Genomic DNA, 2,206 nt, shown 5'->3' on the forward strand with positions numbered 1-2,206 from the left:
TCAATAGTATGATCAAAAAAAATCGTACTAAAAAATACAGTTAAAAATATAGTTACTCCATTTTGTAGCTTAGACAATTAAAACTCTCCTTTCTAGTATTGCTCTACTATTATCAGATACACGAAATGACATAGAATCGTGTATATAGAATCCTATCAAGGAGGGTTCTTTTTTTAAAATAAATAGTTATAATGATATTAAAATAACTGGAAATTTTTATAATAAAAAGTAATTATTTGAAAAATATTAAACTAATATCTAGAAATGAGGAAGTAATTTATGAATTTAACAGTTTCGACATTGATAGTATTTTTATCTTTAATCGGAGTTTCTATAAATTTTTATTTAAAAAAAGAGAAACAAAAATCATATGTTTTAACTATCCTATTATTTACAATAAGCATATTAGCAATACTAGATGGATGGCTTATATAAACCATACTTTTTTTTACTATTAGCGAAAATCAAAATAATTCTCTGATGTTTTAAATTATCTCTTTTATCTATTTTCTTATGAATTAGGAAACAGAAAGGAATTTAGTCATGAAAAGTTATAAAAAGATTATAGGCTATATTTTAATTTTAGTAGCTATATTAATAATAGTTCTTTTACCAAGCATGATCTATCCTATACCTGATGATGATGGAATAGACATTTACTTATATATACTAGAAGCGGTTTTAAACATAGTAAGGTATGTTGTTCTTTCCATCTTCTCTTTTGTTTTAGGTTTAAAGTTCGTATTTAAGAATTAAATAGAAAAGTTTCATTTTTATTAATACATAAAATTCTATAAAGTCGTGTATCCCAAACCTTATCAAATTAGGACTCCTATTTTATTTTTCTATCTATAATTAAAACTCTATACAATAAGTAAATAGAAAATTATAATCATTTATAAAAGGAGTTTTTTTATGAGGACTAAGAAACAGGTAATTGGCACAATAGTATTAATAGTTATTGCAATCATTCTAAAAAGTACTATAGGTTTTGCGCAGGTGGTAGATAATCTAGTTATGCTATTTTTTGTATTATTAGGCTGTTGGTTTACTTATGATAATGCTAAAAGAAAAGATAGAGCTTGATTGCATTTGAGATAAATAGAATAAAAATTTTTATAAAAGGAGTTGTTTAGGATGAAATGGGTTAAAAGAATAACCTTTACAATGATTTATCTTGTTATCGCTTTCTATCTACTTTTTAAGACTAATATTCCTAATGTAGTTATACTTTCTTTTGTTATAATCTTTAGTACTTTTATATCTAGAAATGGTGTGCTTGCAGGATTGGAAGATTTCTTTAAAAACGCCAGGCAACACAATACATGAAATTAGATAAAGTCATGTATCAAGAACCTTATTAAATTAGTATTCTTTTTTTCTAAAATCATAGTTAATAATTCCTAGTGCCTGGAGAAAGAAAAACATATAAACAATTAAACCAGAAAAATTACTTGTCAAAAAAGACAGTCTATCTGAGTACAAAAATTGATCTGGGAAAAAATAATGATTAGCTCCAAGTATAATTAAACCAATCCAACCTATGTAAAAAGACAGTGGTTTCTCTATTATCCATTTCTTGAAATTCTTCATTTATATCAAATCCTTTCTATTTTTTAATACATGAAATCTTATAAAATCGTGTATCCGGAATCCTATTCCAATAGGGTTCTTTTTTTATAGCGCCCTCCAACACACGATTATGTGGTATACTAAACGAAATCATGTATCACTTTTGTGAGAGGAGAGGGCTTTTAAATGCCTTACAACGTCCAACCATTAAGAACCCAGCAAGAAATAAACGACTTTTTATTTTGTTTAAGAAGAAACAAAAACGCAGATCGAGATGTTTTTCTGTTTTTGATTGGGATTAATAGCGGATTACGCATGTCAGATATCGTTAAATTAAAGAAACAAGACCTGATTTCTTCCAAAAACCCTCGTATTGTAGAGAAAAAAACAGGTAAAACCCGTATTTTGTATTTGAGTAGTCTACAGGACTTGATCCAAGACTATACAAAAGACTTAGAACCAGAGGATTATTTGTTTCCTAGCACCAAAGGTGGGCATGTGGAAGTGAATACGGTCTATCAGATGTTTCAAAAGGTCGCTAAGCTGTTAGGAAGAGACGATATTGGCACGCACACGCTGCGTAAGACGTTTGGTTACCACTATTACAAGAAAACCAAAGACGTGGCCACACTGA

Annotated in this window: 1 protein-coding gene; it reads left to right on the forward strand. The window is 28.2% G+C overall.

All coding sequences use genetic code 11. The features are described from left to right. Positions 1-1,758 precede the first annotated feature (1,758 nt). Positions 1,759-2,206: tyrosine-type recombinase/integrase (locus WBF61_RS03910; RefSeq protein WP_424254088.1), on the forward strand; the 448-nt coding region annotated here is incomplete at its 3' end.

The sequence above is a fragment of the Carnobacterium sp. genome (genome assembly GCF_049673005.1).
Classification (GTDB): Bacteria; Bacillota; Bacilli; order Lactobacillales; family Carnobacteriaceae; genus Carnobacterium_A.